Here is a 25,829-nt window from a genome sequence, read left to right on the forward strand (position 1 = left end):
TCGCGCAGGGCCTCGAGGACGCGGGCGACGCGTCTTCGAGCGCGCCATCCCCTCGCAACATCGCCTAGCATCGTCTCTCCGCGGGCGGCAGCTCCCGGCGGCCCTGCACGACGGAGGTCCTGGCGATGAACTTGTTTCCGGACGAGGTGCGGCGCGATCCCTATCCCTTGTACGAGCGGATGCGGAGCAGCTCTCCCGTGCTCCACATCGCCCCGTTCGATCTCTGGATGATCTTCGATTACGAGGGGGTGAAGCGGGCGCTGACGGACCACGACGCGTTCAGCTCCGCCGTGACGCCTCCGACCGGCAAGGCCCCGGAGTGGATCGTCTTCTCCGACCCGCCGCGCCACACGAAGCTCCGCGGGATCGTCCAGCGGGCCTTCACGCCGCGATCCATCGCGGGCCTCGAGCCGCGCATCCGCGAGCTGTCGCGTGAGCTCCTGGATCAGCGGGTCGAGCACGGGACGATGGACCTCGCGGCGGACTACGCGGGCCCGCTGCCCACGATGGTGATCGCCGAGATGATCGGCATTCCCGCCGAGGACCGGGCGCGTTTCATGCGCTGGAGCGAGGCGATCGTGAACCTCAGCCACACCCTCTCGGGGGGCGAGGCGGCGGCCAGGGTCGTGAGCGAGCACGCCGCGGTCAAGGAGGAGATGAAGGCCTATGTCGCGGACCTGCTCGAGGCGCGCCGGAGGGCGCCGGAGGACGACCTCTTGACCCGCCTCGTCGAGGCCGAGGTGGACGGCGAGCGGCTGAGCGAGGACGATCTCCTGAGCTTCTTCCAGTTCCTGCTCGCGGCGGGCACCGAGACGACCACGAACCTGATCGACAACGCGATCCTGTGCTTGCTCGAGAGCCCTGCCGAGCTGGCCCGCGTCCGGGCAGCGCCCGATCTCGTGTCATCGGCGATCGAGGAGGTCCTGCGTTATCGCTCGCCGCTCCAGATGGTGTTCCGCGAGACGAGGCGCGCCGTCGAGGTGCATGGCCAGGTGGTCCCGGCCGGGAAGCTGGTGCTGCCCGTCATCGGCTCCGCGAACCGAGATCCTCAGCAATTTCGAGACCCTGGCCGGTTCGACGTCGCGCGCGATCCCAACCCGCACGTCGGGTTCGGGCACGGCATCCACTTCTGCATCGGCGCGTCGCTGGCGCGCCTGGAGGCCCGGATCGCGCTGCCGGATCTCCTCACACGGCTGAGGGGCCTGGAGCTGGCGAGCAAGGAGCCGTGGGAGCCGCGCAAGGCGCTCATCGTGCACGGCCCGGCGCGCCTGCCGGTCTGCTTCGAGCCGGGGAGTCGCGCCGGGGGGCGCGGGGCGGGGGCGCACGCGGCCAGTCGATGAGGGAGCCCACGAGGACGTCCCCGCGGTGGCGGAGCGTTGTGCAACGAGTCGAGTCCGTGGCGGCGCTGCTGCCGCCACGTCGACGTGCGTGGAGGCGCTTGGGCGCGGCCGCGACGGCTTAGGCCGGCAGGGCTCAGCTCAGCCCGTCGAGCACCTCGGCGAGCGACGCTGCGACGACGGCCCGTTCATGCCACCGTTCCAGCATCTCCGGATCCTTTTCGGCCAGGATGCGCTCCCGCGCGACGTCCGGCACGGCGATGCCGCGAACCCGGAGCGCGGTCAGAACGGCACGTGCCGCCTCCGCGGCGCGCCCTTCGTTGAGGCCTTCCGTTCGCGCCTCGGCCCGAAGCTTCTGCTCGTACTCCTTGACCCACGCCCGGATTTCTGCGCTCACCTCGTCCTCCTCGTCGATCGCCGGCTCCTGGGTTCCGAGCCGGAAGTGTATCAGCAACGGCGTGGCGATGCTCTTCTCCCAGGCATCGTCCGGCAGCGCCGTGAGATCGGCCAGCGCCTCGCGCAGGACGCGGCCTGAGCCGAGCAGCCGCAGCATCAGCGTCGCGCGCGTCCGGGGCAGCTCCGCGAGCACCACCACGCGCGTCACGAGGCCGGGCACGGCGTGGTAGACGCCTGGTTGCGCCGGCTCGCAGCGGTAGGCGTCAAGCACCGTCTCGGGTCGCCCCGGGCTGATGACAACCAGCGCAGGGAACGCCACCGGCGGCTGCGGCGGCGCGTCGGCGTCCTCCTCCGGCACGACGGCGCCGGCAGCGGCGCGGGCGCGGCGTTCGAGCTCGTGATGCCACGTGAGCTGCTTGCGCAGGCACCGCCGGACCTGACGGAGGCTCGGCGTGCCGTGGAACGGCTCGAACAGGCTTGGCTCCGCCGCGAGCTCGCCGAGCAGGCCCATCCTGGCGCGCTCGGCGTCGCGCGCCGGATCAGGCACGCTGAAGACGTCGATCTTCTGGGTCGCCGCCAGGACCTCGACCTCGGTCTCCGCCGCCGAGACGAGGCTCAGCCCGTCGCGCAGCAAGCTCTTCGCGAACTGGTCAGAGCGGTTGTGCATCGGGGAACGACCCTAATCCATCACCGCATCATGCGCCATCTCGAATCGATGAGAAGACGCGATTGAGGCGTCGCCGCGCCGCCGCGCATCGAATGACAAGCGCTTACCGATATGGGGAGACAGGCGTGTGAAAATCGTTGCCGAACGCTTTTTTTAGCTGCGTGGGGGACGAGGGAGTCGCCAGGCCGGGGGGGCAAGGCAGCGAGACTGCGGGGGTGTGTGCGCCCGGCCGCTGCCATGGCCATCAACTACCGTGATGCGATGGCTTTGCCATCGGTAAGGATGGTATCCGCACCGGCGGCGGTGGCCAGCCTGCGCACGCCGTGGTGGACGTCGCGCGCGGCCATCCAGAGCTCCTCGTGGACGAGCGGTGCGAGCGTGGGCTCGAAGAAGCGGGCGACGTCGCGCGGCGAGCGCAGGCGCCTCGGGCGGCGGGAGCGCGCGGCGTGGACGCGCCGCCCGAGCTCGAGGGCGGCGAGCAGCCGCAGCAGCGTCGCTCAGCTCAGCCCGTCGAGCACCTCGGCGAGCGACGCGGCGACGATGGCCCGTTCATGCCACCGTTCCAGCGTCTCCGGATCCTTCTCGGCCAGGATGCGCTCCCGCGCGACGTCCGGCACAGCGATGCCGCGAACCCGGAGCGCGGTCAGCACGGCACGTGCCGCCTCCTCGGCGCGCCCTTCGTTGAGGCCTTCCCTGTGGCCTTCCGTTCGCGCCTCGGCCCGAAGCTTCTGCTCGTACTCCTTGACCCATGCCCGGATCTCTGCGCTCACCTCGTCCTCCTCGTCGATCGCCGGCTCCTTGGTTCCGAGCCGGAAGTGTATCAGCAACGGCGTGGCGATGCTCTTCTCCCAGGCATCGTCCGGCAGCGCCGCGAGATCGGCCAGCGCCTCGCGCAGGACGCGGCCTGAGCCGAGCAGCCGCAGCATCAGCGTCGCGCGCGTCCGGGGCAGCTCCGCGAGCACCACCACGCGCGTCACGAGGCCGGGCACGGCGTGGTAGACGCCTGGTTGCGCCGGCTCGCAGCGGTAGGCGTCAAGCACCGTCTCAGGACGTCCCGGGCTGATGACGACCAGCGCAGGGAACGCCACCGGCGGCTGCGGCGGCGCGTCGGCGTCCTCCTCCGGCACGACGGCGCAGGCAGCGGCGCGGGCGCGGCGTTCGAGCTCGTGATGCCACGTGAGCTGCTTGCGCAGACACCGCCGAACCTGACGGAGGCTCGGCGTACCGTGGAACGGCTCGAACAGGCTTGGCTCCGCCGCGAGCTCGCCGAGCAGGCCCATCCTGGCGCGCTCGGCGTCGCGCGCTGGATCAGGCACGCTGAAGACGTCGATCTTCTGGGTCGCCGCCAGGACCTCGACCTCGGTCTCCGCGGCCGAGACGAGGCTCAGCCCGTCGCGCAGCAAGCTCTTCGCGAACTGGTCAGAGCGGTTGTGCATCGGGGAACGACCCTAATCCATCAGCGCGTCATGTGCCATCTCGAATCGACGAGAAGATTCGAATGGAGGCATCGTCGCGTCGCCCTGTGCTCAATCGAGCTGCACTGCATCGAGACATCGAACGGCAACCGATTACCGACATGAGGTGCCAATCGTTTGGGAATCGTTGTCGGTCGCGTGAGAATTGCGGCGGTCTGGAAGGAATGAGCGGTGTGCCAGGCCGGGGCAAGGCACCGCGACTGCGGGGCTATGTGCGACGCGCCGATGCCGTGGACGTCAATTCCCGTGATGCAGTGGCTTTGCTATCGGTAAGGAGATATTCGCAACGGCGGCGGCGGCCGACCTTGGTTGGCGTCGCGCAGAACCAGCGGCAGGTCCGGGCCGGTGTCAGCGGCGGAGCACGGAGGAGAAGCGCCCGGCGGGGGTGACGATGACGTGATCGGCGAGGGGTACGCCGATGAGGTGCGCGGCGTGCTCGACGGCGTTGGTCAGCTCGACGTCCTCGTCGGTGGGCTTGGGGTCGCCGCTCGGATGGTTGTGGCAGAGCACGAACGAGGTGGCGGCCATCTCGAGCGCAGCGCGCAGCACGTCGGTCTGCTGGACGGCGGTGGCGGTGAGGCCGCCGCGCGAGAGCATGCGGACGCCGCGCACGCCGTGGTGGGCGTCGAGCGCGGCCATCCAGAGCTCCTCGTGGACGAGCGGCGCGAGCGTGGGCTCGAAGAAGCGGGCGATGTCGCGCGGCGAGCGCAGGCGCCTCGGGCGGCGGGAGCGCGCGGCGTGCGCGCGCCGGCCGAGCTCGAGGGCGGCGAGCAGGCGCTGGGCGTCGTGGAGGCCGAGCTCGGTGCGCTGCGCGAGCGCGTGGGGCGAGAGGCGCCCGAGCTCGAGCAGGCCGTGCAGGCCGAGCACGCGCGAGGCGGCGCCGGGGATGCCGAGCACCAGGTCGACGAGCGTGGCCTCCGGGGCGGTGAGCACGTCGACGAGCGGGGTGGCGCTGGGGAGGCTGTCGGCCGCGTCGCTCATGGCGCCCTCGTGGCGATGTCGATGGGCGGTGGCGCGACGGCCGCGGGGATGTCGGCGAGCGCGATCGCGGAGGCGCGCTGCGCGGCGCGGCTCATCGCGGCCACCTCCGGGAGCGGGTGAGGGCGCGGGCGAAGAGGCGGCGCGCGAGGCGGAGGCGGGTGGCGACCGTGGGGCGGGGGAGCGAGAGGGAGGCGGCGATCTCGTGCGACGTAACCCCGGTGGCGGCGAGCGCCAGGACCTCGCGCAGCTCGGGGCGGAGACGGTGGAAGGCGCGCAGGAGGCCGCGCGCGACGAGGCGGGCCTCTGGAGAGGGGGCGGCGAGCGTGGAGAGGCGGTGAGGATCGAGCGGGGGCGCCTCGTGCCGGCGGTAGGCCTTGTCGCGGTAGTGCGATGCCTGTCGCGCGGCGACCCCGGCGAGCCAGGCGCGGAGGGCGTCGGCGGGAACAGCGGAAGGGGAGGGGCGGAAGCGGCCGGCGCGCATGCTGCGCCAGGCGCCGAGGACGGTGTCCTGCGTGAGGTCGTCGAGATCGGCGGGGAGAACGCCGCGGGCGCGGAGGGTGCGGCGGATGAATGGGGTTTGCTCGAGGATCGCGGCGTCGTCCAAGTAGACGGCGGGATTCACGGCGGTAGACCGGCGGCTGCCAGGCCATGGCCGGAGCGGGCGTGGAGCGTCGGAGCGGACGCGGCGGCGGGAGGGCGGATCGATCTCTTGGCCCTGTTCAGGGCGTGAACGTACTGTTCCCATGTCGGACCTCGTTCGAGCGGGGTTCGGCCACGCCGCCCGGGGTGTTACCAGCACCCGCGGGCGGCACTTATTCGTGGTCCCGCAACCCTACGGGCTGCCGGCCGGAAGCGTCAAGGAAAAGCACGGTCGGGCCGCGTTATTCTGAGCCGGGCAAGGGTGTACGGCGACCAGGTGCGGACGCTCACCCTGGAAGCCGTTCTGGTCTACATCGCCGCGAACCTTCGGCGTCTACGCCAGAAACGCGGCATGACCCAGGAGGGCCTTGCGGAGGCCGCCGAACTCGACCTCCGGACGCTGCAGGACATCGAGGGCATGCGGCAGAGCGTGAGCCTAGGTACGCTCGTCCGGCTCGCGAACGCGCTCGACGTGTCGCCTGGGGTGCTCCTCCGGCCCGCGGAGATGCCCGAGATCAAGCGCGGCCGGCCTCGCAAGCATCCCGCCGGTACTTGACAGCCATTCGCCGCTGTCCGCATCTCAACAGCCCGTGGCCATCCACGCTGGGCTCAGAGTCGACGCATGCTTTGCTGCGCCTGTGGATACTGCCCCGCGTGGTGGAGGACTGGGCAAGCCGCGGCAACTGGAATAACCCAGCCGCTGATCGGCCGAGCGCTGCTCGGCCACTTTTTCGACGGAGCGGTAGGGCATCGAGGGCCCGCTCGCGCATTCGTCCGGCGTGGAGCCCGCGCGCTCCCGCGTTGGTCGCCTTGACAGGACGGGGTAGGCGTCGGATACGCTACCTTCCCACGATGGGTGGGGGCAGCGCGACGGAGCGGGATCGGAGTTCAAGGCGCTCCACGCAGGGGCGGCGGTCAGTGGCCGACGGGGCTGATGACGTCGAGGGGACCGCGGCCGACGGTCAGTGAAGTGACGCCTGACGGCGCCCCTCCGTTGCCGACGGGTGAGCCGACCGTTGGATCGACAGGGAGGCAGGCTATGACTGTCATGCACGAAATCAGGATTACACCCGCGTACGTGAAATCTGGCGCACTGTACCTCGGCCCTGAGATCGTCCGTGTAGGCGCGATGACGCCTGGGGCCATCACTGTGCTCGTCGATGGCGCGCCCGAACTCTCGTTCATCGGCCGCCTCAACGCCGGGCACGGAGTAGGAGGCCTTCGTCGTCTGCATGACGCGCTCGGCTTGCACGCCGGCCAGTCGCTGCAGATCATCGTGAAGTCCCCGAACACCATCATCATCGTTCAAGTCGACGCCGGAAACATTCAAGACAAATCGGTCGCACGCGGGCGACGAGCTCGCGGCATCAAGTACAGACCGCTGAGTGCCGTGCACAAGGAGTTCATCGCGGCCGAGATCTGCCGACTGGTCCGCATCGCGCGGGACGCGGCGCATCCGTCGCGGCGCACCGCGAGGTTTCTGATCGACTCGTTGCTCTGGTGCTGGACGGCAGATGGCATCGACGACTCTGGCGACGCCGGGCGCGACAAACTAAAGTATAGCTTTGAACATCAAAGACACACTCGGGCCGCGAAGAATCTGTGGGCCAGCAACGGTCGTCGGCCCACTGGCCTTAGGCACGACCACGCCGTGCCTAGAAAGGAGATCCTTCGCTGTTTGTTGGAGTCTCCGCAACCTCGGGCCGAGCCAGAGACGCTCGAGCTTCTCGAGCGCCTCTGCTTCGCGATCGTTATTACTAAAGACGAAGATGCAAGGTTTAAGGGCTCGTTGCGTGACACGATGCCTTTGCCGTGGAGTTGTGATGCGAGAGGGGAGCAGCGGTTTGATCGTTACCGAGCGGTGGGGCTTCGAGACGATATCATTGAGCCGTAGCGGTTCAACCATGGGCTGCTGCCCGGCTATCGGCTTCCCTCCCCTGTGGCTCGGTCGTCCCTTCGCGGCAGTGCCCCATGGCGTTAGGCTCGCGGAGGGGGAGGTGTGGCGGACATCAAACGTACGAAGCCGGTCCCGACCTCAGGTGCATCCACATGAGCAACGGGCTGACCTCAGTCTTCATCTCCGTGCTCTCCCCGGCCGCGTCGGCGCTGGCCGAGACTGAGCGGGAGCGCGAGTTCGCCGCGTAGTTCGCCTCGCACGACTAGGGGGTGTTCGGGCTCGGGGTCGTGGGGTTCGACGTCAGCGAGCTGCCCTGGTCCCCGAGCACCTTCATCCGCGAGCGCGAGCTCATCCTCCAGGTGATTGAGGCGCCGAAGGCGAAGACGGGCTGGGACCGGCTGGGGTACGGGCCGCGCGAGGAGTCGCTGCAGCCCTGCCTGGATCAGTTCCGGGCGATGATCGAGGCGCTCGTCGTCGAGCATGCATGTGGGTCCGATGCGACGGTATGGTCCTGCGGCGGCCGTCCGAAGCAGTTGGCGCTCTGCCCCGTCCATCGGGTGTGCCAGCGCGAGTATGGGTGTGCCGTATGCAATGACAGGTATCCGGGTGTACCCATCTGCTGCTTCTGACGTGGCGGCACAATTCTATGCCGGGACCCATGGCTGCTCACCGGCGGGAGCCTTGCGCAACGGCGCAACCCGTTGCGGTCCATGGCAGAGCGTTGCGCTTCCCTCCTCGCCATCATCATCCGCTGCACCCGATACATGGGCGCATCTCGCGCCGGCATATCTGTTGCCGTGTCGCGACGCCGCAACGAAACCACGGCGTGCCGCCACGGCGGCAGGCCAGACCCATATGACATCACAGGAGGTTTCCCCCGTGAGTGAATCCCCGATGTTTTCAACCATGGTCCTCCCTCCGGATCTCGTCGCGGACGACGTGATCGGTCTCCGCGATCAGCTGAGCGCGCGCATCGCGGCGGTGCTCCGGCCCAGGGGCGGCAAGCGCAAGGAGGCCGACGCGCCGCTGCCCAAGGGGCTCGATCCCCTCGCGGCGCTGCCGCCGCACATCGACAGGCCGTGGAGGCGCTTCGACGCGGCCGCGACGGAGCTCCAGGGCTTCCGCGGCCTGCGGGCGAGCGCGCAGGCCGACCAGCGCCACCTTGCGGCGAGCGAGGCCGAGCGGAGCGCGGCGAACACCGACGTCGACGACCGATGGCGCGCGTTCGAGCAGTGGAACGCGGGGGCCGCCGGGCTCTCCGACGACGGGCAGACGCCGGCGCCGTCCGAGGCGCGCTGGCTCTACGCGCAGCTCTTCCCGGCGCCCGAGGGGCTTCGCTTCATCACACGCCGGCCCCGGGTCCAGTGGGCCGCGATGGTGCAGCGGATGAAGACGCTGGAGGAGGAGCGCGCGCAGGCGGTGATCGAGGGGTTCGGCGGGACCCGTCACTACCGGCAGCTCATCGCCGCCCACGCGCGCTTCGGCGAGGCCTACGGCTTCACGAACGTGGTCCTCGCCAACGAGGGAGCGCCGACCGACGGCCGGCCGCAGTGGAGCGCCGCCCGGGATGCGCTGCGCAGCCTGATCCAGAAGATCGAGAGCCACGCCGATCCGGAGATCCCGGGGAGCGAGGCCCTCGCCGCGTTCCTGCTGGCGCCCTACGTCGAGATGGTCGACGACCTCGCCAGGCCCCGTCGAAGAGCCCCCGCCAGGAAGCCCGAAGCCGTCCCGGCGCCCCCGCCCGAGGCGGGCGGCACGCCGTGAACCCATCCGGGTGACCTGGCTCGTCCACGCGGGAGATGGGTGGCACCCGTCTCCCGGTGGACGTGCCTCCAGCAAAAGATGGGTCGCACCCATCTCCGCGGTGGACGTGCCTCCAACAAAAGACGGGTGGCACCCGTCTCCCGGTGGACGTGCCTCGGTGGTGTCCTAATTTGAGGACTCTTGTCCTAGTTTGACTACGGACCTCGCCTGACGGGCTAAGTTCGGCCGGAAGTAGTGCAGCCCGCGTCGGCGCCAACCGACCGGGCTGCGTGGCCGAACCCCGTACCCCGAGGTCCGACAGTGCAGCTATACCTGATCCCACCCGACGGTGGACAAGGGAGCGGTGTGCCCGCGCGCCGCCGTCCCCGTCCGTGCCTCTCCCTCACCCCCATCCAGCGCAAGCGGCTCCGCGCCGCGCTGCGCAACCTCCGCAATGCGTACGGCTCGTGGAGCTGCCTCGCCGCCGTCATGGGCATGGCGGTCGACAGCCTCAAAGGCATCGCCTACGGCCGCGACAGCGGCTCGCCAGGGACCGCGCAGCGCGCCGCCAAGGCGGCGGGCGTCACCGTCGAGCAGCTGCTCGGCGGGCTCGTCGCCGCTGACCGGTGCCCAACCTGCGGGAGGTCCGGATGAAGGGCCCGCGGAAGGGGGCTCGCCGCCCGCCTGCCGCACGACATCCCCGGAAGAAGCTGACGATGGAGGCGATCCTTGCCGAGCGCGACATCGTGCGCGCGACGCTCGCCGGCATCCCGAAGCGCGACCGCGCCGACGTCGAGCAGGCCGTGTTCATCGGCGCGTGGAGCGCCATCCGGCGCGGCATGTACAGGCCGGACCCGAAGGACGAGCCCCGCGCTGCGCTCCGCAAGTGGCTGCACGGCATCGCCTGGCGACAGGCCGGGAAGTACTTCGAGAGCGCATGGGTGCGCCGCGCCATCCTCCACGCTGAGCCGCTCGGCCTGCTTCGCGGCGTCGTCGGTCCGAGCCTCGACGCGCAGGTGGAGGCGCGCGACCTGCTCCGGGCGATCGAGCGACTGGAGCCTCGCCATCAGGAGATCCTCCTGACCGTCGATGCCCCGGAGACGCTCTCCGCGTACGCCGCGCAGCGCGGGATGAGCCAGGGCACCGCGGCGAGCCGGCTCCGAATCGCCCGGGAGGCGCTGGCGCTGAAGCTGAGGAGGTGGCGCCGATGAGCAGACGCAGCCAGAACTGGCGATTCTTTATTAAGCCGCACTAGAAGTGCGTGCGGTAGCCAATAAATCGAGGCCGCTCGGCGTGCATCGTCGAGCGGCCTATCACTCTCGCCGATTTCGGTCAGCGGACATCTGAGCTAGTCAGCAGGCCCTGCGAAGGGGTACAATGACCTCTATTGCTTCTGACGGGCTTCTCGTCGATGGATGCTCGACAGACTCGAGGATGTCCTGTGGATCCTCGCCGTCTATAGCACGCATGAGTATGCCGATCAGGGCCTGCGAGGCGGAGCGCGGCAGCTCCTCCTTGTTGTTTTCCCAACGACTCACGGTTTCGTGCGCATAGCCAAGGATCGCGGCCAGCTCTTTCTGCGTCAGGCCGAGAGCCTTGCGTGCATAGCGGATGACCTCCCCCTCTACGTGGCCATCGCACATAGCAGTCTTTACCGCCCGCAGTTGGTATCCCTCCAGATCGTCAAGGGTCAGCTGCGGCTCATTGCATTCGTTGCACTGGGGCACTACACCGCTGCGGTCGGTGACCTTCCAGCGACCCACCTTCTGGTTGTGCTCGTAGATACGGGCCGATACTTCACCGCCACACGCGCGGCAGCGGTCTTCCGTTTCTGTCATGAGCTTATTCATAAATTAGCCCTGGTTATAGGACGTTGACGATGATCATCGTCTGCTGCCGGATATCGACCACTGGAACGAGTGGTTCTCCTTCCGAATCCGTCCCCCCAGCGAGCCGCCATGTTCCGTTCGGCTGTCGGATCGCTGTTGTTGCAGTGCGGATTGCGCGCTTGACGTCGCGCACGGTGGCGTTGCGCTCGTCCATGCGCTCATGTATGGCATGATTCGCGTAGGTGTAGCCTCCGGGCTCACGCAACTTTTCCTGCGCGTATGCCAGGACCTCCTCTGGAGTATCCGGCAGCTTCTTAGGTCCCATGCCTCCCATGGTGCTGCTGTAGCGCGGCACCCCTCCGGAACCATTTTTAATACTATAGTTGAGGTTAGATCAAATGCAAGGGGTAGGAGCGCGGCGTCGTTTGGTCCGTGGCCGGCTGGTAAAGTGAGCAAAATCGAGCATTTACGCCTCGCGCGCTCGGCAGACTACGGACGGACCTCTGAGCCCGCGCCATCGACGAAGCACATTTTTCACGGCGTGTCACTGCCGGAGCATGCGACTGTCTGCACAGTCGGGCTCTCGCACTAGTAGCAATTTTCGGGCCACGCAACAGCCACGAAGCGGGCGGGCGGCGCTGGTAGCTGGCTCCGTTCCGGATTCATTGAATCCGCCTGCTGCTGGCGTCGCACGGCTTGTGACGCGGTGCGTCACGGGCGCTCCCCACGCTCCGGCGGCTCGCCGAACAGCTCCAGTTGCTCCGGCTTCCGCGGTTTCGGTCGCCATGCGAGCAGGTCTAACTGGGCAGGACCTCGATCCACTACCTCGTGGATCTGACCTTGTCCAACTGCTGCGGGTGTTGCCGGGCTCGGCTCTGGCGCCAGAGCAGGGGCCGATGAGCCCTTTCCGCCGTCCACGACCCGAAGCCAGCCACGCCCCGCGGGGAGCTCGCGAGCGGGCCCCTCCGGCTTCGGGATGGCGAGCGGTTGCGGCTCCGGCTTCTCCCCCGCGGGCTCGGCCAGCGTAGCGACCATGAGCTCCTCTAGGGCCCACACGTGGTCGGTGACGCCCGCGGCCATCGCCGGGGTGACGCGCATGTTCCGCGGGATGTGGCAGAGGTTCGTGTACGTGTAGTGCAGCGCGACCGCGGCGCAGTGCCGGGAGAGCTTCTTCGAGAACGCGAGCGTGCGGCGCCGCAGCCGCGCGTTCCACTGCCGCGCCGTGAGGTTGCTCCGCTCGATCGCGTAGTTCGTCGCCTTCGCCGGGTCTGGCGTGCCGAGCACCGCGCGCTTCTGGATGAAGTCCACGCCGCGCGGCACCGCGTACTTCTCCGAGACGCCGGGCTTGCCTGGGCGCGCGCTGAAGTTCTTGACGGTCTGCATGTACGGCACCGCCGGCCCGAAGTTCGCCGCGATGGGCTGCGCGTAGAGGCTGAGCCCGTCGGTGGTGATCTGCGGCATCACCGCGAGCCGCGCGCGCACGTCCTCCACCAGCGCATCGGCGCTCTCCTGATCGCGCTTCCCCACGTGCCAGGCGATCACGAGCTTGCTGGTCCGGCAGATCGCAGCCCACGTCCACTGTTCGCCGACGTCGGCCCCGTCGCCCTTCGCTGCGTCCACCTTCACCTGGCGCTTCCTGCACCAGGAGTGCTGCTCGTCGAGGTCTACGAGCGGGCAGGTCAGGTCACGTACCAGGCGGTCGTGAAGCCGCGCGCAGCCCTCACCCATCGCCTGCGCGAAGCGGCCGATCGTGTCCCGATGCACGCCGGTCATACGCTCGGCTGCGCGGATGCTGGTTCCGTTCACGAGCGCGGCCAACACCTCTAGCCGCCGCTCCGCTGGGAGCACGTTCGCCATGGGCCTTGCACCTCTCCGGCGGCGAGCCCATGATCGCAGTGCGATGTGCGACGGGTGGCCCAACCATCCGGCGTTCCGCAGCCCCGTCTCGGGTACCAGCCGAGACGGGGCGCTTTGCCTGTGCAAGTGAGTATAACCCTTGTTTCCTGCGTCTCCAGCGCAGCTAGGACAGCGGTTGTCCGAGCCATCTGCGCAGATCCAGCGTCGAACGCGGGCTTTTATGCTCAGTCAAGGGGAACGGCCGCGCCGTGTGACATGGCCCGTCCTAGAGGCAGCGCGACGCCTTGACGGGGCGCGTGGACGACTGCCGGATGGCGAGATCGCGTGGTAAGGGCAGGTGTGATATAAGGAGGTGGATGCGGGGTTGCGCGGGGCCGCAGGCGTTCGCGCGGTCAAGAGGCCGAGGGGCCCTCTGTCCTAATTAGGACACCACCCGTGCCTCCAACAAAAGACGGGTGGCACCCGTCTCCGCGCTGGAGAAGCCTCCCTCCGACCCCGCGATCCTGGCCAGCTCTTCCCGCCAGCGCTCTGGTGCAAGCCCCCGCGATGCGGCGGGGGGCCATCGACGTCCCCGGCCAGGCTCGCGCGTGCTGGCACCGTCGGCCCCGCTGGTGCAGGATCCACCCATGGGCAAGCCCGCGCTCGATCTGTCCAAGCTCACCGCCGACGAGAAGCTCGATCTGATCGACGACCTCTGGCGAAGCCTTTCCTCGGACGACCTTCCCCTGAGCTCCGAGCTTCGTGCTGAGCTCGATCGCCGCCTGGACCGCCTCGAGCGCGAGGGCCCCATCGGTGTCCCCTGGGAGGACGTCCGAGCCGAGATGACCACCCGCGGGTCGTGAGCCGCGTCGTCGTCTTCCTCGCCGAAGCTCGCGCCGAAGCCCTCGAGACCTTTCACTGGTACGAGGAGCAGCGGTCTGGGCTCGGCGCCGTCTTCCGAAGAGAGCTGGACGACGCTATCAAGCGCATCTGGAACGCACCGCTCGCGTACCCGCCGCTGTACCGAGATCTCCGGCGCGTACTCGTCGAACGGTTCCCCTACGCGGTCTTCTACCGGATTCTGCGCGACGCGATCGTGGTCGTTGGCGTGATTCACGGCCGCCGACATCCCCGCGAGTGGAAGCGCCGAGCGTGAGATGAGCCCGCTTCGGTCGCGGAGCGGGCCAGGGCCGTACCCCTGATCGGACCCTCCCGAGCCAGCGACCCGCGAGACTCTCGCCGCGGCGCGGTGGCGCGGACCCTCTTCCCATGGCTGGACGCCCGGGTAATCTCGGACACTCGGGAGGTGGGCCACGAACACGAACAGCGCATCGAGCCCGCGCGCGCGGGCGACGACCACGAAGTCCACGGCAGCCAGGAAGAGCAGCGCCGAGAAGCCGAAGAAGGCTGCCGCGCCCCGAAAGGCCGCCGCGACGAAGGAGAAGGCGCCTGCGCGGCAGAAGAGCACGGGGCGCAAGAAGGCTGCGCCGCCCTCGCCGGTGCCGAGGCTCCTCGGCGTCCTCGAGTCGCAGCGGCAGCTCGGCGGCGCGTCGTATCCGCCGACGCTCGAGCGGCTCGCGGAGCTGACCGGTGACACGCCCGCGGTGACGAGCAAGGCGCTGAGCTCCAAGGAAGCGAAGGCGCGCGTGCTGCTCTCCCGCGCCGCGGGAGGCAAGACGAAGCCTGCGCCCGGCACCACGCTCGTGCTGCTCGCGGACGACCTCCAGGCGGTCGCGCAGTCCGATCGGCTCCTGGAGCTGCAGCTCCAGTCGGCGCGCCAGCCCGACGCGCCCGCGGTCGATCTGGCGCAGCTCCCCAAGGGCCTCCTGCCTGCCCTGGGCCGCGCGTTCAAGGCGGCGCTCGTGCAGCGCCTCGCCGAGCGCCGGCTTCCCCGGACCATCGGCGCCTTGGCCGGCAAGAAGCCGCTGTTCTTCTTCCTCGCCGACGCCGTCCTCCCGGCCGCCGGCGCGCCCGCGCGCCCCGCCGCGACCACAGCCTCGACCGACGCCGTTCCCCGCCCCACGGCCCCCGACGGCGCCCGCACAGCGCCTGCCGACGCTGCCGACGCGGCGCCCACCGAAGCTCCCTCGAACGGCGCCCCCGCCGCCTCCCTTGCCGGCGCCCCCGCCGCCTCCCTTGCCGGCGCCCCCACCGTCTCCCCCGACGACGCGCCCGCCCCCGCCACCCCCTCCGCCCCCTTCGCCGACCGCTTCGACGCCGCCTTCACCGCCCTCGACCGCGACTCCGGCGGCAACAACTACGTCACCCTCCGCGCCCTCCGCGCCGCGCTCCCCGACGTCCCGCGCGCCACCTTCGACGCCGAGCTCGCCGCCCTCCGGCGCCAGCGCCGCTACTCGCTCGATCCCTCCGACGGCCGCCACCACCAGATGGCCGAGGCCGAGCGCGAGGCCGGCATCCAGGAAGCCGGCAACCTGCTCGTCTACGTCGCGCGGAGGCACGACGCATGAGCGCCGAGGAGCCCACCTTCGAGCGCTTCCTCCAGGCGCTCCGAGGCACAAACCCGTTCCGCAGCCACCGCATCACCGACGTCGGGGGCGGCGAGGCCACGGTCGAGTCGATCCACAAGAACGCCTTCACCAAGCTCACGCGCGTCGTGCAGGACGCCGCCAAGGAGCCGGCCAGCATCGGCGCGCTGCTCATCGGCGCGCCCGGCGTCGGCAAGAGCCACCTGCTCGCGCGGCTCTTCCAGTGGGCCGGCGAAGACAAGGCCACCGTCGTCTACCTGCACAACATCCTCGCCTCGCCCGAGCGGATGCTCCGGTACGTGCTCAACGCGACCGTCAGCGACCTCGCGGGCCACCGCGGGAGCGACTACACGCAGTCGCGCCTCTACACCATCCTCAACCGCGCCCTCATCCGGACCGGCGCGTTCAAGGGCCGCAAAATGATGACCGGCCCCAAGGAGATCGAGGCGCGCAAAGAGGCGCTCGCCCGGCTCGGCGCCAAGATCGACCCCCAGAGCGCGGTCATCCCCGTGCTCAACGCGTTCCTCACCGGGACGTCGCACGCGAGCCTCGGCGACGCGAGCGCCGAGAAGCGCGCCCAGGCCGCGGTGCTCTGGCTCTCCGGCGAGACGCTCGGGCCCGACGAGGCGCGCCTGCTCGACCAGGCGCGACTGCTCGACCAGGCGGCCGGCGAGGAAGGCCTCTCCCTCCCGGACGACGCCGCGGTGGAGCGCGTCCTCCACGTCCTCTCCCACCTGTGCGCGCTCGCCGAGCTCCCGCTCGTGCTCTGCCTCGACCAGGTCGACAACCTCGATCCAGACGCCGTGCGCGCCCTGATGTCGTACGCGCACGCGCTGCTCGACCGGGCCAAGCACCTCGTCGTGATCGTCTCCGGCGTGAAGCAGTCCATGCTCTCCCTGCGCACCGGCGAGGTGATCCCGGCCGCCGCGTGGGACCGGATCGCCGAGCGGATCCTCGAGCTGCACATGATCTCGCCCGAGGAGGCCCGCGCCATCCTCGCGGGGCGGCTCGACGCCGCGCTCTCCGGCTTCGAGGAGAAGGAGATCGAGGAGGTCATCGCCGCCCGCAAGCGCGACCGGCTCTTCCCGCTGGGCAGCGAGTGGCTCGAGCGGCGCCTCGACGGCGTGCAGGAGCTCCGGCCGCGCGACGCGATCCTCTGGGCGCGGGACCGCTGGGAAGCGCAGCAGGACCGGCTCGCGGCCGTCGGCGGCAAGCGCTGGCTCAAGGAGTGGCCCGGCCCCGAGGACGGCGGAGCGAAGCCGCCGCCGCCGAAGCTCGAGGACGTCATCGACGCCGAGGTGCGAAAGAAGCTCGAGGAGGGCAAGAACCGCCGCCGGCTGCAGCAAGCGTCGCTGCCGCCCGACGAGGACAACCTCGCGAGCCTGACGCACCGCCTGCTCTCCAGGTGCGCCGGCAAGGCGAACGCGACGCTCCTCGGCATCGAGCACCTCACCGCGAAGAAGCGGGGCAAGGCCCCGGCGTATCACCTCCTGGCCAAGGAGCGGCGCGCGGACGGCGTGATCGTGACCACGGGCGTGACGTTCCTGTGCGCGCCGAGCGGGCACGGCGCGCGGATGCCGCTCCAGCGCATGGCCGAGGACACGAAGCACACGGACAAGCGCATCCTGATCACCGACGAGGAGCGCCGGCCGCTGCGGCTCGGCGGCGCCGGCAAGGCCGCGTACGACGCGCTCTGCAAGCTGGGCCGCCAGCGCTTCCTCCACCTCCACCTCGACTTCGCCGGGCACGCGGAGCTCGACTCGCTGGTGGGGCTCCTCGGCGCCGCGAAGAGCCAGGACCTCGAGATCGAGCACCCGCGCGGGCAGTACCGCAAGGTGACCGAGGAGGAGGTGATCGCGTCCTTCCAGCGCCAGAGCCTGCTGCTCGCGCACCCGCTGCTGCGCGAGCTGCTCACCGAGGAGATCGTCAAGGGCGGCACGGACTCGGTGCCGCCCCCGCCGTGGGATCCGCAGCAGACGCGCGAGCACATCATGGCCGAGCTGTCGTGGCGCCTCGGCCTGATGGCCAAGGAGCTCGCGCAGATCTTCGCGAGTCGAAAGAAGCTCTCGGAGAAGCGCTTCCCGGAGGTCTGGTCGCACATCAAGAAGACGGCGCAGGCGCTCCATGACGAGGGGCACGTCCACGCGACGGCCACCGACGACGACCTCTTCGTCCAGCTCCGGGGCAGGAAATGAGGCTCGTCCACGTCAACGTGACCCAGCTCCGCGTCGCGGCGACGTGCCCGAGGCTCCACTGGTTCGACGCGCGCGCCACGGCCGAGCGGCAGGACGGGCGGAAGGTGGTGAGCCGCATCTGGCGCAAGGGCGGGGAGGCGCCCGGCTGCGGCGCGCTGTTCCACACCGCGGTGGAGCGCTTCAACGCCGCCGCCGCGAGCTCGGACGAGGTGCTGGCCGCGCTCGAGGGCGCCCGCGACGCCGCGGACCTCCAGCAGGCGCTGATGCGCTGGTTCAACGCGAGCTGCATCGACCTGGACGCCTTCGCGGCGCGCCCCGTACCGCTGCGGCTGGGCTTCATCTCCGCGGTCCAGGTCTACATGGAAGAGCTCGCGCGCCTCGCGGTGCACGCCAGGGCGGCCGGCCTGCCCGCCGCGGAGCTCAGGGGCCAGCTCTTCGGCGACTCGCGCAAGCGGGTCGACGTGACGTTCCACGTGGGGGAGGACGTCCACGTCCACGTGACCGGGGCGATCGACTACGTGTACTTCGATCCGCGGCTCGGGAAGCACCGCATCGTGGACTACAAGCTCACGCCGGCGACCTCGCCCAACAGCGATCTGTTCCAGGTCTTCACGTACGCGCTGATGCACCACCACCAGCACGGCACGAAGCCGGACGTGGCGGTGTTCTACCTCCACCCGACCCGCAGCGTGCGGGAGGCGCGCTGGGAGGAGGTCGAGGCGAAGCGCGGCAAGATCCACGAGCTCATCGCCAGCATGGTGGCCTGGTCCGACCACGCGCTGGGCGCCGGGGGGCTCCTGCCGCCGGGCGACCGCACGTACTGCGACGGCTGCAAGCACGAGCGCTCCGGGGCCTGCGTCGCGGAGCTCGGCCACAAGGACAGGGGCTCGTGGGATCGGCGCTGGACGGCGCTCGAGGCGACGCGCGGCGAGGCGCCGGAGGAGCGCGTGCGCGCCGCGGCCAGCGCGCCGGCGGCCGGAGAGCCGCTGGCAGACGAGCCGCCGGCGGACGAGCCGATGGTGGAGGACGACCCCGAGCTCGAAGAGGCGCTGGCGGTCGTGAAGCCGGCCGGCGAGCGCCCGAGGCCGGCGCCGGCGTCGGGCCGAGGGAAAAAGGCGCCGGCGGAGGCGCCGCTGGGCGGCGCGCGCTCGACGCCGGCGGAGGCGCCGCCGAGCCGTGGGCCGAAGGCGCCGCCGGGCGGTGCGCGCGCGACGCCCACGGCGCTCGACGCGGGAGCAGGGCCGCCGGAGGCACGGACCGCGGATCTCGCCGGCATGCTCCTCGGATTCGACGACGGCGGCTCGCCCGTCTGCATGGATCCCGCGGTGCTGCGGACGCACGTCTCGGTGGTCGGCGCGGCGGGCAGCGGCAAGACGTGGATGGCCAAGATCATCGCCGAGGAGGCGCTGCGGGCCGGTGTCCCCGTCCTCGCGATCGATCCGCAGGGCGATCTCGTCCAGATGATGGAAGCGCGCCCGCGCGCCGACGTGCCGCCGGCGCTGCTCCGCGCGTGGGAGGAGCTCCAGGAGCGCATGGAGCCGCGCATCCTCACCCCCGGGTCCTCGCACGGCCAGCGGCTCTGCCTCGACCCCCTGCGGCTCCCGAGCGCGAGCGAGCTGTCGCACATTGCGAACCCCGCGCTCCGCGCCGAGGAGGAGGAGGGGTTGCTCGTGGCGGTGGCGGCCAACCTCGTCAGCCTGTGCGCGTGCGGCGGCGAGGAGGAGTCGCAGCGCACGTTCCTCTACCAGGTGCTGCAGCGCCTGCCGCGCGCGGCGCCGGTCCGGCTGAGGGACATCGTGGCCGCCGTCACCGCGCCCGAGGACCTGGGCTTCGACGAGGTGGACAGCCTGATCCGCAAGTCCGAGCGCGAGCGGCTCGCGCGCCGGCTCAACACGTTCGTGCAGGGCCCGTCCGCGAGGCTGTTCTCGGGAGGGACGCGCCTCGACTTCACCGAGCTGCTCCGGCCCTCGAGGCCGGGTCGCGTGCCGCTCAACATCGTTTACCTGAACGCGCTCAGCAACGACGACGAGAAGCACTTCTTCCTCGCGGCCCTCGCGACGGAGCTGTACCGGTGGATGATCACGACCGTGGACGCGACCTCCGGCGGCGTGAACCTGCTCTTCTACATCGACGAGGCGCGCGACTGGATCCCGGCCGGCGGCAGCAAGCCGCCCGCCAAGCAGCCGCTCATCCGGCTCTTCACCCAGGGCCGGAAGTACGGCGTTGGATGTTTGCTATGCACCCAGAGCCCTCGCTCGGTGGATTACAACGTGTTCGGCAACACGAGCACGAAGCTCATCGGGCGGCTCGAGGCGGCCCAGGACGTGGAACGGGTGATCGATTGGTTCACGATCGAGGGCGGGGCCCCTCCCTGGGTCGCCGCGCGCAAGGGGGCGCCGAAGGGGAGCTTCGTCGCGCGCTGGCCCGACATGCCCGCGGCGCTCGCGGGCCGCGCGTTCAAGGGGAGAACGCTGTTCACGCGCCACGCCGGCGCGTGGTCGCCCGACCGCGTGGAGCGGGCCGTCACCGAGGCGGGCCTCCGCGGCCAGTAGAGCGGCGGTCGCCCGCTTCGGAGACGGGTCCATCTCGACGTTTTCGGTGCTCAGCGCACCGGAGTGCGCTTCCGCGCCGAAAACGCCGAGCTGGACCCGTCTCCTGTGCGGGTGAACGCCGCTCTGTGACGCATGTACCAGAGACGGGCGAAAACCGCTCTATGCCTCCGGGATCGGAGGAGCGCGCGGATCGCGAGGAGGTGGTGCCGAGCGACAGCAGCCGTTCACCGGCGCTCCACAGGGGGTGATCCCGGCGGTCAGGGCAGGAACCGGGCGATGGCTTCTGCCGTGGGGTCCGCCCATTCGGTCTTGCTGAACAAGTTGTGCTCTGCGCCGGGGATCTGGACCCATTCCGCGTGGCGCACGCTCCGGGTGAAGGCGCGCGCGGCGTCACGGAAAGCCGAGTCGAGGGCCTCCGACACTCCCGGGATCGTGGGGATGGAGAAATCGCGGGTGATCAGCAAGACCTTCCGGAGGTGTCTCCACGTGGGCTCGACCCGGAAGGCCGAGTACGCATCGATGCCGGCCACGCACTCGTCGTACGTCATCCCCATCTCGGGCGCCCCACAGAACATCGCGTTCAGGTCGCCGATGCTGTATTCCCCCGCGGGGAGCCCGAAATCGTTCCCTTCCGGGAAGACGAGGCTGGGGAGCTCCTGGAACGAGATCTGTCCGTCGTCCAAGAGGACCACGCGGTTCTTCACCCGGTGCGGGTAGGCGTCCTGGAACGCGAGGACCTGAAAAGCGCCCGCGGAGTGGCCGACGAAGTATGCCTTGTGGATCCGCTCGCGGTCCATGAACCGGCGGATCACCTCGTTCATGAACGGCACCAGGTCGGTGACCACGTCGTGGTCCGACTGGCCTTGGTTCAGCGGATCGATGGAAAGTACGCCGTACTTCCTGAACTCGTCGCGGTGGAGAATCGGATCGCCCGACGTGCCCGCGTCCCCGAACCCCGGCAGGTAGACGATGGTCTCGTGACGATCGCAGTTCCAGCAGGTCGCATGGAACGTGAGGCCGTCGTAATCCACGTAGACGTCGCGGACCGGCGCGGGAGCTTCCGGGCACCTCGCCATGGCCGGTCGCGCGGCCAGCAGTGCGATAGCGACAGCTTGAGCCTTGAGGATGGATCTCATCTTCATTCCCCCTTTCGGGAACAGGAATTGGTGCGGCGAAGGAACCGTCCGCGGCGCCGGTCTCGTCGTCGATGGGAGCAAGCCGACGATCCGGGAGGAGCTCGCAGCAAGGATATCTGCTTACAGGCGATGTATAGTGACCTACGAAGCCACGTCAAGCTCATTCCTCCTCGAATACCGCGGCGCGGCGGCCGCGCGTGCCGCTGGTCAGGCAGTCTCCACGGCCCACATGGCTGATCGCTCTCCTGGGTCAGTGTACTATTCAGTCAGAGCCGCCAAGCTCGCAGCCCCCGCGCGGGACGCACGAGCTGCAGCCGAACGTGAGCGCCAGTGGCAGCGGGAGCACCTGCCCCGGCCGGTGCGCGGCCTCGTCGTCTCGGCGCTGGACGAGGGCGCCCACGGCGATCTCGCTCGCTCGCCGAAGCTTTGCGCAACGCCGCAATCCGTTGCGGTTCATGACAGGCCGTTGCGCTCCCCTCCTCGCCGTCCTCATCCGCTGCACCGAGACATGAGCTCACCTCGCGCCGACACATCTGTCGCCGAGCCCCCACGCCGCAGCGCGCGCAGAGCGGATGAACGAGATGAGCCTGAACGAGATGAACCAGGTTTGCACGAGGCCGCGGAGCGCCGTCGCGGCGCTCGCAATGGTGGTGGCGGTGAACGCGGCGTGCACCCGGGAGCGTCCGCTCGAGAACGGACCGGACTCGGGCGGCGGGGCCGGCATGGCGGGGCGACCGGTGGAGATGCCTCCGGCGGCGGGGCAGGCGGCACGGGAGCGGGCACGGGCGCTCGTCGGCGATGAGAGCTGGTGACGGGTGCCGCGCAGACGGTCACGTTCGACGCGAAGCCTCAAGGCTGCTGCTTCTTCTTCCACTTCTTCTTCGGCTTCGGCGGCGGCTTCGTCTTCTTCGGGTCCTTGGGCGCCCACGGCACGCGCGTGTCGATCGGCAGGATGTCCTCGTGGGGCAGCGCGCGCTCGCCCTCGCGCTTCACCGCGAACGACGCCGAGACCACGTTGATCCTGTGCGCCCCGATATCCGACAGATCCCCCGCGGCGCGGAGCCCCACGGGGATGCAGAAGAGCCGCTTTCTCTCTTCCTCATCCATGTCGGCGGCGGCCGCCGCCCCGTCGCCCAGGCCGCGCCGATCGCCGAGCATGTTCGGGTTCTCCATCGCTTGCTGGAGCTGCTCGAGCACCTCCTCGGCGCACACGAGCTCCGGCTTGGGCTTCTTCCTGGCGCCGGACGGATACTGCACCTTGGACTGGACCTTGACCGTCACGGTCACCGGCTGCCGATCGGGCCCCATCTGCAGCGCGCTCCCGGCGAGCGCGCCCTTGGCCGCGTCCACGATGCGATCCCACGTGGGGCCGTCTCCGGCCGTCGCGCTCACCAGCCGGACGCCGAGGACCTGGCCGTCGGCGCCGAGCTTGACCTCGAACGTCGCGCGCGCGTCGAGGGGCGCGGTCGAGGAGCGCACCGTGTCCGCCAGGGTGCTCGCCACCGCGCCCGCGGCCGGGACGCTGATCCCCACGCTCTTGTCCTTGCCGTGCAGCGTCTCGTTCAGCACCTTGCCCGCGATCGCCGGATCCATGGGCTGGGCGCGCGGGGCGGCCGTCGGGGCCGCGCGCGGCGCGTCGGGGCCGGGGAGCAGGCCGGGCACGCTCCAGAGGGGCGTCCCGATCCCGGGCGCGAGCGCGACGCCGCCGCCCGTGGCCGCGGGGGGCGCGCCCGCCGCGGGGGGCGGTCCGCCGTACTCGTCGCCGGGCGTCCCAGCCGCAGGCGCTGCGGCCTCGGCTGCGGGCGCTGCGGCCTCCGGCGCCGCGGCCTCCGGCGCCGCGGCCTCCGGCGCCTCCTTCGGCTCGGCGGCGGGCGCCGCGGGCGCGGCCGGCACCGGCCTCGCGCGCTCGGTCGAGGCGACCTTGGCGGCCGCGGCGCCCGGCGCGGGCGCCTGCGTCTTCTCGGCCAGCGTGGCCTTGCCGACCTCGCCGGCCTCTTCCGGCGCGCTCGCGACCGCCTCGCCTCCGGCCGGCGCCGCCGCGGCGCCCCGGGGGGACGGCGATTCGAGCTCGATGTCGATGCCGTCCACGAGCGCCGGCGGTCCGGCCGCAGCCTCGGGGGGTCGCTCGGGCGTCGGCGCCGCGAGGATCGCGAGGTGCGCCGCGACCGCCATGGCCAGGGCCACGGCCTCGCGTCCCCGCAACGAGATGCTCACCGCCTCCTCGAGCCAAGGCGACTACGCATCGAGCAAGGCTAGCATGCCCCCCGGCGCGCGGACCGGCTCCCCCGGTCGTCCCCCACCCGCCGTCACGAAAAGCACAATTGCGGCGCTGCCGGCGGCTCTCCCGCGGAGAGCGCGCCGGAGAGGACGCGCCGCCGCCGGAGATCGATCGGGGTTGGAAACGTAATTTGAGTTACAGAACGGGGCGTGACGTCAGAGCACCGGCGTGCCGGGCGCGGCGTCCTCGACCGTGATGGTGCGGACTCGACCCTCGACGTCGGCGGTGAGCAGCATGCCCTCGGACACGAGGCCTTTGCCGAAGTCGCGCGGCGGCAGGTTGCAGAGGACGACGACACGCTTGCCGACCAGCTCTTCCGGGGCGTAGCTCGCGGCGATGCCCGAGATGATGCGCCGGGGCGCGCCGTCGCCGGTATCGACCCGCAGATCGAGCAATCGGTCCTTCTTCTTCACGCGCTCGGCGCTCGTGACCACGCCGATCCGGAGGTCCAGCCGGGCGAAGTCGTCGAACGGCACGGGGCTCTTGCCCTGGCGCGCCGGCTGGGCGGCCGCCCCGGCGCCGCCGTTCGCCTCGGGCGCGGCCTTCGCCTCGGGCGCGGCCTTCGCCTCGGGCGCGGCCTTGGTCGCCCCGGCGTCCGCCGGCGGCGGGGCGAACCGGGCGAGCAGCTCGGCCTCTTTCTCCTTCTCGAGGCGCGGGAAGATCGGCGCGCCCTTGCGGAGCTTCTCACCGGGCGCGCGGGCCGCGGGGAGCACCGGCCACTGGTCGTTGCCCGGCTCGGGCGCGAGCGGCGACAGCCCGAGCTGATCCCGCATCCTGCTCGCCACCTCCGGCATCACGGGGGAGATCATCACGCTGATCGCGCCGAGCTGCTCGATCAGGGTCGCGACGATCGTCCCGAGGCGCATCGGATCGGTCTTCTTGGCCACCCACGGGGCGGCCTTGTCGACGTAGAGGTTCGCCGCCGCGATCACCGTCCAGATCGCGTCGAGCGCGCGCGTCGGCTGGTGCGCGTCGAACGCCGCCGCCGCGGCCGCCGAGGCCTGCCGCTGCGCGGCCAGGAGCTCCTCCTCGAGCGGGCCGAGCTCCCCCTTCTCGGGGACCTCGTCGGCGAACGGGAGCACCCGGTTCAGCAGGTTGCCGAGCGCGTTGCCGAGCTCCGAGCCGTACCGGGCCAAGAGGTCCTGGATGCTGAAATCGCCGTCCTGACCGAACGAGATCGCGCGCATGAGGCAATAGCGCACCACGTCCACCCCGACCGGCGGCGCGCCGGCCGCGGCGCCCGCGCCGCCGGGGAGGGCCGCCGCCGCCGCCTCGGAGAGGGCCTCCGCCACCTCGACGGGGCTGATGGTGTTGCGGAGCGTCTTCGACATCTTCTGGCCGCTGTACGTGAGGAACCCGTGGGCGAACACCTGGCGCGGCAGCTCGGCCTCGCCGTAGCCGGCCGAGAGCAGGAATGCGGGCCAGTAGACGGCGTGGAAGCGGAGGATGTCCTTGCCGACGAGGTGCACGTCCGCCGGCCAGAAGCGCGTGTTGTCCTCGGGCTCCTGGAGCGCGGTGAGGTAGTTCGCCAGCGCGTCGAACCAGACGTACATGACGTGCTTCGGGTCGCCGGGGACGGGGATGCCCCACTGGAACGTGGTGCGGGAGACCGACAGATCCTGGAGCCCCTCGCGCACGAAGCTCGTCACCTCGTTCAGGCGGCTCGCCGGCTGCACGAAGGTGGGGTTGCGCCGGTAGTAGTCGAGCAGCGCGTCTCCATACTTGGAGAGGCGGAAGAAGTAGCTCTCTTCCTTGACGCTCTCGGCGGGCCGGTGGTGCAGCGGGCAGACGTTGCCGGGCTGCTTCAGGTCCTTCTCGGTATAATAGGCCTCGCACCCGACGCAGTAGAGCCCCTCGTAGTGGCCGAGGTAGATGTCCCCGCGCGCCTGGATGCGGCGCCACAGCTCCTGCACGGCCTTCTTGTGGCGAGGCTCGCTCGTGCGGATGAAGTCGTCCGGAGCGCAGCCGAGCTTCGGCCACGTGGCGCGGAAGGCCGCGGCGATCTCGTCGGCGTGGACGCCCGGCGCGACGCCGCGCGCCTCGGCGGCGCGCTGGATCTTGAGGCCGTGCTCGTCCGTGCCGGTGAGCATGCGGCTCTCGTGGCCGCGCACCCGGTGATAACGGCACAGCACGTCCGCGGCGATCGTCGTGTAGGCGGTGCCGAGGTGCGGGACGTCGTTGATGTAATAGATGGGCGTCGTGACGTAGAAGCGGCTCGCCATGGGAGCGCTCTCTTACCATGGGGCGCTCTCCCGCGGCGAGGCGGCGCGCGGCGCGCCGCGGCGCGGAGGTCTGGGGCGCGCGGCCCCTCGAAGGGGCGGCACGCCCGGCGGCCTCCGGCGCGCCCGGGGGCGGGGGGCTTCGAGGAGCAAGAGGGCCCCG

At 70.6% G+C, this 25,829-nt stretch carries 23 protein-coding genes and 1 pseudogene; 14 read left to right on the forward strand and 10 right to left on the reverse strand.

Translation table 11 applies throughout. The features are described 5' to 3' along the window. Positions 1–125 precede the first annotated feature (125 nt). Positions 126–1,340 (forward strand): cytochrome P450, encoded by a 1,215-nt coding sequence (locus NQZ70_RS00680; RefSeq protein WP_129572484.1) that lies wholly within the window; start codon positions 126–128, stop codon positions 1,338–1,340. 133 nt (positions 1,341–1,473) lie between these two features. Here NQZ70_RS00680 and NQZ70_RS00685 read toward each other — a convergent pair whose 3' ends face one another. From NQZ70_RS00685 to NQZ70_RS00705, 4 genes are all read right to left on the reverse strand, one after another. Next, positions 1,474–2,400, reverse strand: coding sequence for a hypothetical protein (locus NQZ70_RS00685; RefSeq protein ID WP_129572485.1), 927 nt, complete (start codon positions 2,398–2,400; stop codon positions 1,474–1,476). Positions 2,401–2,897: 497 nt separating this feature from the next. Continuing rightward, positions 2,898–3,836, reverse strand: a complete 939-nt coding sequence (locus NQZ70_RS00695) for a hypothetical protein (protein WP_129572486.1) — start codon at positions 3,834–3,836, stop codon at positions 2,898–2,900. A 387-nt stretch (positions 3,837–4,223) separates the two neighbouring features. Further along, on the reverse strand, positions 4,224–4,856 hold the full coding sequence (locus tag NQZ70_RS00700) for a JAB domain-containing protein (protein ID WP_129572487.1): 633 nt from the start codon (positions 4,854–4,856) through the stop codon (positions 4,224–4,226). Positions 4,857–4,947: 91 nt separating this feature from the next. Next, positions 4,948–5,478 carry a sigma-70 family RNA polymerase sigma factor gene (locus NQZ70_RS00705; protein ID WP_237244900.1) on the reverse strand — a complete coding sequence of 177 codons (531 nt, stop codon included), beginning with the start codon at positions 5,476–5,478 and terminating at the stop codon, positions 4,948–4,950. Between the two features lie 279 nt (positions 5,479–5,757). Between NQZ70_RS00705 and NQZ70_RS00710 the strand changes: the two genes are divergently transcribed. From NQZ70_RS00710 to NQZ70_RS00735, 6 genes are all read left to right on the forward strand, one after another. Beyond that, a complete protein-coding gene (locus tag NQZ70_RS00710; protein WP_129572489.1) occupies positions 5,758–6,051 on the forward strand; it encodes a helix-turn-helix domain-containing protein in 294 nt (97 codons plus the stop codon). 483 nt (positions 6,052–6,534) lie between these two features. Next, positions 6,535–7,389: a hypothetical protein gene (locus NQZ70_RS00715; RefSeq protein WP_129572490.1), complete on the forward strand. Its 855-nt coding sequence runs from the start codon at positions 6,535–6,537 to the stop codon at positions 7,387–7,389. 272 nt (positions 7,390–7,661) lie between these two features. Next, the gene (locus NQZ70_RS00720; protein WP_129572491.1) at positions 7,662–8,021 is read left to right on the forward strand and encodes a hypothetical protein; all 360 of its coding nucleotides are present in this window, start codon (positions 7,662–7,664) and stop codon (positions 8,019–8,021) included. Between the two features lie 277 nt (positions 8,022–8,298). Next, positions 8,299–9,156 (forward strand): hypothetical protein, encoded by an 858-nt coding sequence (locus NQZ70_RS00725; RefSeq protein ID WP_237244901.1) that lies wholly within the window; start codon positions 8,299–8,301, stop codon positions 9,154–9,156. 345 nt (positions 9,157–9,501) lie between these two features. Then, positions 9,502–9,789, forward strand: coding sequence for a transcriptional regulator (locus NQZ70_RS00730; protein ID WP_237244902.1), 288 nt, complete (start codon positions 9,502–9,504; stop codon positions 9,787–9,789). 62 nt (positions 9,790–9,851) lie between these two features. Next, the gene (locus NQZ70_RS00735) at positions 9,852–10,346 is read left to right on the forward strand and encodes an RNA polymerase sigma factor (RefSeq protein ID WP_129572493.1); all 495 of its coding nucleotides are present in this window, start codon (positions 9,852–9,854) and stop codon (positions 10,344–10,346) included. Positions 10,347–10,487: 141 nt separating this feature from the next. On the opposite strand, the gene NQZ70_RS00740 is transcribed toward NQZ70_RS00735, so the two are convergent. From NQZ70_RS00740 to NQZ70_RS00750, 3 genes are all read right to left on the reverse strand, one after another. Further along, on the reverse strand, positions 10,488–10,973 hold the full coding sequence (locus NQZ70_RS00740) for a helix-turn-helix domain-containing protein (RefSeq protein ID WP_207217705.1): 486 nt from the start codon (positions 10,971–10,973) through the stop codon (positions 10,488–10,490). Between the two features lie 25 nt (positions 10,974–10,998). Next, on the reverse strand, positions 10,999–11,289 hold the full coding sequence (locus NQZ70_RS00745; RefSeq protein WP_129572495.1) for a DUF4258 domain-containing protein: 291 nt from the start codon (positions 11,287–11,289) through the stop codon (positions 10,999–11,001). A 386-nt stretch (positions 11,290–11,675) separates the two neighbouring features. After that, entirely contained in the window at positions 11,676–12,821 is a 1,146-nt protein-coding gene (locus NQZ70_RS00750) for an IS1 family transposase (RefSeq protein WP_129572496.1), read from the reverse strand. Between the two features lie 626 nt (positions 12,822–13,447). Here NQZ70_RS00750 and NQZ70_RS00755 point away from each other — a divergent pair. The 5 genes from NQZ70_RS00755 to NQZ70_RS00775 all read left to right on the forward strand — a co-directional run bounded on the left by NQZ70_RS00755 (position 13,448) and on the right by NQZ70_RS00775 (position 20,033). Beyond that, complete coding sequence (locus NQZ70_RS00755; protein ID WP_020464846.1) at positions 13,448–13,663, forward strand: addiction module protein; 216 nt, start codon at positions 13,448–13,450, stop codon at positions 13,661–13,663. Next, on the forward strand, positions 13,660–13,956 hold the full coding sequence (locus tag NQZ70_RS00760; RefSeq protein WP_165373729.1) for a type II toxin-antitoxin system RelE/ParE family toxin: 297 nt from the start codon (positions 13,660–13,662) through the stop codon (positions 13,954–13,956). The genes NQZ70_RS00755 and NQZ70_RS00760 overlap by 4 nt, the downstream gene beginning before the upstream one ends. Positions 13,957–14,299: 343 nt before the next feature. Further along, positions 14,300–15,268 (forward strand): hypothetical protein, encoded by a 969-nt coding sequence (locus NQZ70_RS00765; protein WP_129572498.1) that lies wholly within the window; start codon positions 14,300–14,302, stop codon positions 15,266–15,268. Beyond that, positions 15,265–17,481, forward strand: a complete 2,217-nt coding sequence (locus NQZ70_RS00770) for an ATP-binding protein (protein ID WP_129572499.1) — start codon at positions 15,265–15,267, stop codon at positions 17,479–17,481. The genes NQZ70_RS00765 and NQZ70_RS00770 overlap by 4 nt, the downstream gene beginning before the upstream one ends. Continuing rightward, the gene (locus NQZ70_RS00775) at positions 17,478–20,033 is read left to right on the forward strand and encodes a helicase HerA-like domain-containing protein (protein ID WP_129572500.1); all 2,556 of its coding nucleotides are present in this window, start codon (positions 17,478–17,480) and stop codon (positions 20,031–20,033) included. Before NQZ70_RS00770 ends, NQZ70_RS00775 begins: the two co-directional genes overlap by 4 nt. 257 nt (positions 20,034–20,290) lie before the next feature. Here NQZ70_RS00775 and NQZ70_RS00780 read toward each other — a convergent pair whose 3' ends face one another. Next, complete coding sequence (locus tag NQZ70_RS00780) at positions 20,291–21,109, reverse strand: alpha/beta fold hydrolase (protein WP_165373730.1); 819 nt, start codon at positions 21,107–21,109, stop codon at positions 20,291–20,293. Between the two features lie 49 nt (positions 21,110–21,158). On the opposite strand from NQZ70_RS00780, the pseudogene NQZ70_RS53215 reads away from it, so the two are divergent. After that, a pseudogene (locus tag NQZ70_RS53215) lies at positions 21,159–21,509 on the forward strand (putative immunity protein); the annotation flags it as partial. 241 nt (positions 21,510–21,750) lie between these two features. Further along, positions 21,751–21,981: a hypothetical protein gene (locus NQZ70_RS00785; protein WP_129572502.1), complete on the forward strand. Its 231-nt coding sequence runs from the start codon at positions 21,751–21,753 to the stop codon at positions 21,979–21,981. A gap of 37 nt (positions 21,982–22,018) precedes the next feature. On the opposite strand, the gene NQZ70_RS00790 is transcribed toward NQZ70_RS00785, so the two are convergent. Beyond that, complete coding sequence (locus NQZ70_RS00790) at positions 22,019–23,383, reverse strand: hypothetical protein (protein WP_129572503.1); 1,365 nt, start codon at positions 23,381–23,383, stop codon at positions 22,019–22,021. Positions 23,384–23,602: 219 nt separating this feature from the next. After that, a complete protein-coding gene (metG, locus tag NQZ70_RS00795; RefSeq protein WP_129572504.1) occupies positions 23,603–25,669 on the reverse strand; it encodes a methionine--tRNA ligase in 2,067 nt (688 codons plus the stop codon). Positions 25,670–25,829 lie beyond the last annotated feature (160 nt).

Source organism: Sorangium sp. So ce836, from assembly GCF_028553905.1.
Taxonomy (GTDB): domain Bacteria; phylum Myxococcota_A; class Polyangia; order Polyangiales; family Polyangiaceae; genus Sorangium; species Sorangium cellulosum_D.

What these genes read in the sequence shown, in the direction of transcription:
- NQZ70_RS00680 (WP_129572484.1), top strand. Translation starts at nt 126, where the DNA reads ATGAACTTGTTTCCGGACGAGGTGCGGCGCGATCCCTATCCCTTGTAC.
- NQZ70_RS00685 (WP_129572485.1), bottom strand. Translation starts at nt 2,400, where the DNA reads ATGCACAACCGCTCTGACCAGTTCGCGAAGAGCTTGCTGCGCGACGGG.
- NQZ70_RS00695 (WP_129572486.1), bottom strand. Translation starts at nt 3,836, where the DNA reads ATGCACAACCGCTCTGACCAGTTCGCGAAGAGCTTGCTGCGCGACGGG.
- NQZ70_RS00700 (WP_129572487.1), bottom strand. Translation starts at nt 4,856, where the DNA reads ATGAGCGACGCGGCCGACAGCCTCCCCAGCGCCACCCCGCTCGTCGAC.
- NQZ70_RS00715 (WP_129572490.1), top strand. Translation starts at nt 6,535, where the DNA reads ATGACTGTCATGCACGAAATCAGGATTACACCCGCGTACGTGAAATCT.
- NQZ70_RS00725 (WP_237244901.1), top strand. Translation starts at nt 8,299, where the DNA reads ATGGTCCTCCCTCCGGATCTCGTCGCGGACGACGTGATCGGTCTCCGC.
- NQZ70_RS00735 (WP_129572493.1), top strand. Translation starts at nt 9,852, where the DNA reads ATGGAGGCGATCCTTGCCGAGCGCGACATCGTGCGCGCGACGCTCGCC.
- NQZ70_RS00740 (WP_207217705.1), bottom strand. Translation starts at nt 10,973, where the DNA reads ATGACAGAAACGGAAGACCGCTGCCGCGCGTGTGGCGGTGAAGTATCG.
- NQZ70_RS00745 (WP_129572495.1), bottom strand. Translation starts at nt 11,289, where the DNA reads ATGGGACCTAAGAAGCTGCCGGATACTCCAGAGGAGGTCCTGGCATAC.
- NQZ70_RS00750 (WP_129572496.1), bottom strand. Translation starts at nt 12,821, where the DNA reads ATGGCGAACGTGCTCCCAGCGGAGCGGCGGCTAGAGGTGTTGGCCGCG.
- NQZ70_RS00755 (WP_020464846.1), top strand. Translation starts at nt 13,448, where the DNA reads ATGGGCAAGCCCGCGCTCGATCTGTCCAAGCTCACCGCCGACGAGAAG.
- NQZ70_RS00770 (WP_129572499.1), top strand. Translation starts at nt 15,265, where the DNA reads ATGAGCGCCGAGGAGCCCACCTTCGAGCGCTTCCTCCAGGCGCTCCGA.
- NQZ70_RS00775 (WP_129572500.1), top strand. Translation starts at nt 17,478, where the DNA reads ATGAGGCTCGTCCACGTCAACGTGACCCAGCTCCGCGTCGCGGCGACG.
- NQZ70_RS00780 (WP_165373730.1), bottom strand. Translation starts at nt 21,109, where the DNA reads ATGGCGAGGTGCCCGGAAGCTCCCGCGCCGGTCCGCGACGTCTACGTG.
- NQZ70_RS00785 (WP_129572502.1), top strand. Translation starts at nt 21,751, where the DNA reads ATGAGCCTGAACGAGATGAACCAGGTTTGCACGAGGCCGCGGAGCGCC.
- metG (WP_129572504.1), bottom strand. Translation starts at nt 25,669, where the DNA reads ATGGCGAGCCGCTTCTACGTCACGACGCCCATCTATTACATCAACGAC.